This window comes from Streptomyces sp. NTH33, from assembly GCF_003236365.1.
In the GTDB taxonomy this organism is placed as follows: Bacteria; Actinomycetota; Actinomycetes; order Streptomycetales; family Streptomycetaceae; genus Streptomyces.
Genome location: NZ_POTZ01000506.1, coordinates 1 through 4,794, shown reverse-complemented (window position 1 = coordinate 4,794; position 4,794 = coordinate 1). Strand labels below are relative to the sequence as shown.

Below are 4,794 nucleotides of genomic sequence, written 5' to 3'. Positions count from 1 at the left end.
CGCCCGAGCAGACGGTCGAGAACGTGAAGGCCGACGTGGCCGAGATCAAGGAGAGCGCACACCGATGACCCAGCCTCGCCGCCTCGGCCCTGCGGCTGCTGGTTTTGCGGCTGCTGGTCCTGCGGCTGCTGCGGCTGGTCCTGCGGTGCTCCGAAGCCGCCCTGCGGCGGCTGGTTGGGCGGCTGAGTCATCAGCGCCGTTCCCCCCTCGATCCACTGATTTTTGGCCCCGCCCTGAGGCACGCGATGGACCCAGAGCCGTACTCGGAAATGTCACAGACGGTTCCTTCTTATCACCCGCCGCTGACATACCACCGGCCCACAGGGGTCCCTGTTCCCAAGGGAGAACCGGCCCGTGATGCGCCTGTTACGCGCCTTCACGCCCCCTTCACGCGGCGCACGCGCCGGCCTTCACACGCCCTGGGCGTCCTCGGCGAGTTCGAGCCAGCGCATCTCCAGCTCCTCCCGCTCGCCCGTCAGCGCGCGCAGCTCGGCGTCGAGTTCGGCGACCTTCGAGAAGTCGGTGGCGTGCTCGGCGATCCGCGCGTGCAGCGCGGTCTCCTTCCCGGAGATGCGGTCCAGCTGCCGCTCGATCTTCTGCAGTTCCTTCTTCGCGGCGCGCAGTTCGGCGGCGCTCTTCTCCGGCCCGGCCTTCTCGGCGGCGGGCGCCGGGGCCGGGGCGGCGGCCGCGGCCTGCTGCTCCATCCGCTGCCGCCGCTCCAGGTACTCGTCGATGCCGCGCGGCAGCATCCGCAGCGTGCCGTCGCCGAGGAGGGCGTACACCGTGTCGGTGGTGCGCTCGACGAAGAAGCGGTCGTGGGAGATCACGATCATCGAGCCGGGCCAGCCGTCGAGGACGTCCTCGAGCTGGGTGAGGGTCTCGATGTCGAGGTCGTTGGTGGGCTCGTCGAGGAAGAGGACGTTGGGCTCGTCCATGAGCAGGCGCAGCAGCTGCAGCCGGCGCCGCTCACCGCCGGACAGGTCGCCCACCGGCGTCCACTGCTTCTCCTTGTTGAAGCCGAACGTCTCGCACAGCTGCCCGGCGGTCATCTCCCGCCCCTTGCCGAGGTCGACGCGCTCGCGCACCTGCTGCACGGCCTGGAGCACCCGCCACTCCGGGTCGAGTTCGGCGACCTCCTGGGAGAGGTAGGCGAGCTTCACGGTCTTCCCGACGGCGATCCGCCCGCCGGCGGGCTGTTCCTCGCCCTCGGTGCGGGCGGCGTCCGCCATCGCCCGCAGCAGGGAGGTCTTGCCGGCGCCGTTGACGCCGACGAGGCCGACCCGGTCGCCCGGCCCGAGCTGCCAGTTCACGTGCTTGAGCAGCACCTTGGGCCCGGCCTGCACGGTGACGTCCTCGAGGTCGAAGACGGTCCTGCCCAGCCGCGAGGAGGCGAACTTCATCAGCTCGCTGCTGTCCCGCGGCGGCGGCACGTCCTTGATCAGCTCGTTGGCGGCCTCCACGCGGAAGCGCGGCTTGGACGTGCGGGCGGGAGCGCCGCGGCGCAGCCAGGCCAGTTCCTTGCGGACCAGGTTCTGCCGCTTGGTCTCCTCGGTGGCGGCGATGCGCTCGCGCTCGGCGCGGGCGAAGACGTAGTCGGAGTAGCCGCCCTCGTACTCGTACACGGTTCCGCGCTGCACGTCCCACATGCGCGTGCACACCTGGTCCAGGAACCACCGGTCGTGGGTGACGCACACGAGCGCGGAGCGGCGCTCGCGCAGGTGCCGGGCCAGCCAGGAGATGCCCTCCACGTCGAGGTGGTTGGTGGGCTCGTCCAGGACGATCAGGTCCTGTTCCTCGATGAGCAGCTTGGCCAGCGCGATCCGCCGCCGCTCACCGCCGGACAACGGCCCGATGACGGTGTCCAGTCCCTTGGGGAACCCGGGCAGGTCCAGCCCGCCGAACAGCCCGGTCAGTACGTCGCGGATCTTGGCGTTGCCCGCCCACTCGTGGTCGGCCAGGTCCCCGATGACCTCGTGCCGCACGGTCGCCGCGGGGTCGAGGGAGTCGTGCTGCGTGAGCACACCGATCCGCAGCCCGCCCGAGTGCGTGACCCGCCCGGTGTCGGCCTCCTCCAGCCTGGCCAGCATCCGGATCAGGGTGGTCTTGCCGTCACCGTTGCGCCCGACGACGCCGATCCGGTCTCCTTCGGACACGCCGAGCGAGACGCCGTCGAGCAGGGCACGGGTGCCGTACACCTTGCTGACGTTCTCGACATTGACCAGGTTGACGGCCATTTCACTCCTGTGCGCGGGGGTCGGTCAGCCTTCAAGCGTAGGGCCTTGGGAGAAGGAGCCGGAACGTCGGAGTTCCGTCACTCTTTGTGATGACATGATCGGGAAAGGGCCGCTACGGTGGAGAAGCAGACAGCAGGATCCCGTCCATGGGAGGAACTATGACTGCCGAGTCCGTGAAGCAGCAGCACAGCCGCTGGCCGCTGCCGCCACAGGACGGCTACACCGTGGACGATCTGTTCACGCTGCCCGGTCTCCCGCCACACACCGAGTTGATCGACGGGAGCTTGGTGTTCGTGAGTCCGCAGCGGGAATTCCACACCACCGTCATGGATCTGCTGGTGAATGGGCTGCGCAACACCGCACCGGCGAATCTGCGGGTCCGGCGCGAGATGACCGTAGTGCTGGACAAGCGCAATGCGCCCGAACCCGACATCAGCGTGCTCCGCGCCACTGCGGTGGGACCGGACAGAACCCGGTACCAGGCCGAGGACGTAGTCCTCGCTGTCGAGGTCGTCTCTCCGGACTCCGAATCCCGCGACCGCACGACCAAGCCGCACAAGTACGCATCCGCCGGAATCCCGAACTTCTGGCGCGTCGAACGCGGCGGTCACGGGGGCGGACCGGTCATCCACGTCTACGGGCTCGACCCCCTCACCAAGGCGTACGTGCACATGGGGATGCACCGGGACCAGATCAAGGTGACCGAGCCTTACGACATCACCATCGATCTGGCGGGTTTCGAGCGAATTTGAGACTTCGCTGTCTCAGACAACCATCGCCCCGGCCGCCGGCGCCTCGGCGACCCGGGCGGCCCGGCAGGTCCCCGAGGCGAGCAGGGCCCGAGCCACCGCAGTCGCCGACTCGGCGTCCGCCGCGAGGAACGCCGTCGTCGGCCCCGACCCGGAGACCAGACCCGCCAGGGCCCCCGCCGCACGCCCCGCCGCCAGGGTGTCCGCGAGGGACGGGCGCAGGGACAGCGCGGCGGGCTGGAGGTCGTTGGAGAGGGCGCCCGCGAGCGCGTGGGCGTCGCCCTTCGCCAGGGCGGCCAGCAGGTCGTCGGAGGCGGTCGGCTCGGGGATGCGGGCGCCCTCGTTCAGCCGGTCGAACTCGCGGAACACCGCCGGGGTCGACAGCCCGCCGTCGGCCATCGCGAACACCCAGTGGAAGGTGCCGCCGACCTCCAGCGGGCGCAGCTTCTCCCCGCGTCCGGTGCCCAGTGCCGCCCCGCCGACCAGGCTGAACGGCACGTCGCTGCCCAACTCGGCGCAGATGTCGAGGAGTTCGTCGCGGGAGGCGTTCGTGCCCCACAGCGCGTCGCAGGCCACCAGCGCGCCGGCGCCATCCGCGCTGCCGCCCGCCATGCCCCCGGCGACCGGGATGTCCTTGGCGATGTGGAGGTGCACGCCGGGGCTGCGGCCGTAGCGCTCGGCGAGGGCGAGCGCGGCGCGGGCGGCGAGGTTCGTACGGTCCAGGGGGACCTGGCCGGCGTCCGGGCCCGCGCAGGTCACGCGCAGTTCGTCGGCCTCGGTGACCGTGACCTCGTCGTACAGGCCGACCGCCAGGAAGACGTTCGCCAGGTCGTGGAAGCCGTCGGGGCGGGCTGCGCCCACGGCGAGCCGGACGTTGACCTTGGCGGGGACGCGGACGGTGACGGTGGCGGTGGCGCTCACTGGTTCCTGGGCTCCTCTTGCGGGGGTGCGGGGGTCGTCCCCCGCTGTGATGCAGCTTCCGCGATCCGCGCGAACTCCTCCACGGTCAGCGACTCTCCCCGCGCCTGCGGCGGCACCCCGGCGGCGACGAGTGCCGCCTCGGCCGCCGCCGCCGACCCGGCCCATCCGGAGAGTGCGGCCCGCAGGGTCTTGCGGCGCTGGGCGAAGGCCGCGTCGACGACGGCGAAGACCTCGCCCTTGGTGGCGGTGGTCCTGATCGGTTCCGTGCGCCGGACCAGGGACACCAGTCCGCTGTCGACGTTCGGCGCCGGCCAGAAGACGTTGCGGCCGATGGCACCGGCCCGCTTGACCTCGGCGTACCAGTTGGCCTTCACGGAGGGCACGCCGTACACCTTCGAGCCGGGCGGGGCCGCGAGCCGGTCGGCGACCTCCGCCTGCACCATGACGAGGGTGCGCTCGATGCTCGGGAAGGTGTCGAGCATGTGCAGCAGGACGGGGACGGCCACGTTGTAGGGGAGGTTCGCGACCAGCGCGGTGGGGGCCGGGCCCGGCAGCTCGGTGACGTGCATCGCGTCGCAGTGGACCAGCGCGAAACGGTCGGCGCGGTCCGGCATGCGGGCGGCGACGGTCGTGGGCAGCGCGGCGGCGAGCACGTCGTCGATCTCGACGGCGGTGACGCGGTCGGCGGCCCGGAGCAGGGCGAGGGTGAGGGAGCCGAGTCCCGGGCCGACCTCGACGACGACGTCCTCGGGGTGGACGTCGGCGGTGCGGACGATACGGCGGACCGTGTTCGCGTCGATCACGAAGTTCTGGCCGCGCTGTTTGGTGGGGCGCACGCCCAGGGCGGCCGCCAGTTCGCGGATGTCGGCGGGGCCCAGGAGGGCGTCGGG

5 protein-coding genes are annotated in these 4,794 nt (G+C 71.3%); 1 reads left to right on the top strand and 4 read right to left on the bottom strand.

Going from position 1 to position 4,794, the window contains the following annotated elements; translation table 11 throughout:
- Both C1I97_RS40800 and C1I97_RS31665 read right to left on the bottom strand, forming a co-directional pair.
- Positions 1-191, bottom strand: a 191-nt coding sequence (locus tag C1I97_RS40800; protein ID WP_220040877.1) for a hypothetical protein, incomplete at its 3' end; no start/stop codon positions are given.
- A gap of 219 nt (positions 192-410) precedes the next feature.
- Positions 411-2,234, bottom strand: coding sequence for an ABC-F family ATP-binding cassette domain-containing protein (locus C1I97_RS31665; protein ID WP_111006498.1), 1,824 nt, complete (start codon positions 2,232-2,234; stop codon positions 411-413).
- Between the two features lie 158 nt (positions 2,235-2,392).
- Here C1I97_RS31665 and C1I97_RS31660 point away from each other — a divergent pair, with 158 nt between their 5' ends.
- A complete protein-coding gene (locus C1I97_RS31660; protein ID WP_111006497.1) occupies positions 2,393-2,986 on the top strand; it encodes a Uma2 family endonuclease in 594 nt (197 codons plus the stop codon).
- Between the two features lie 12 nt (positions 2,987-2,998).
- Here C1I97_RS31660 and C1I97_RS31655 read toward each other — a convergent pair whose 3' ends face one another.
- Positions 2,999-3,904: a 4-(cytidine 5'-diphospho)-2-C-methyl-D-erythritol kinase gene (locus C1I97_RS31655; protein ID WP_111006496.1), complete on the bottom strand. Its 906-nt coding sequence runs from the start codon at positions 3,902-3,904 to the stop codon at positions 2,999-3,001.
- Positions 3,901-4,794: 16S rRNA (adenine(1518)-N(6)/adenine(1519)-N(6))-dimethyltransferase RsmA (rsmA, locus tag C1I97_RS31650; protein WP_111006495.1), on the bottom strand; the 894-nt coding region annotated here is incomplete at its 5' end. The genes C1I97_RS31655 and rsmA, both read right to left, overlap by 4 nt.

Excerpts from the sequence above, each read along its gene's own strand:
- C1I97_RS31660 (WP_111006497.1), top strand. The coding sequence starts at position 2,393 with ATGACTGCCGAGTCCGTGAAGCAGCAGCACAGCCGCTGGCCGCTGCCG.
- C1I97_RS31665 (WP_111006498.1), bottom strand. The coding sequence starts at position 2,234 with ATGGCCGTCAACCTGGTCAATGTCGAGAACGTCAGCAAGGTGTACGGC.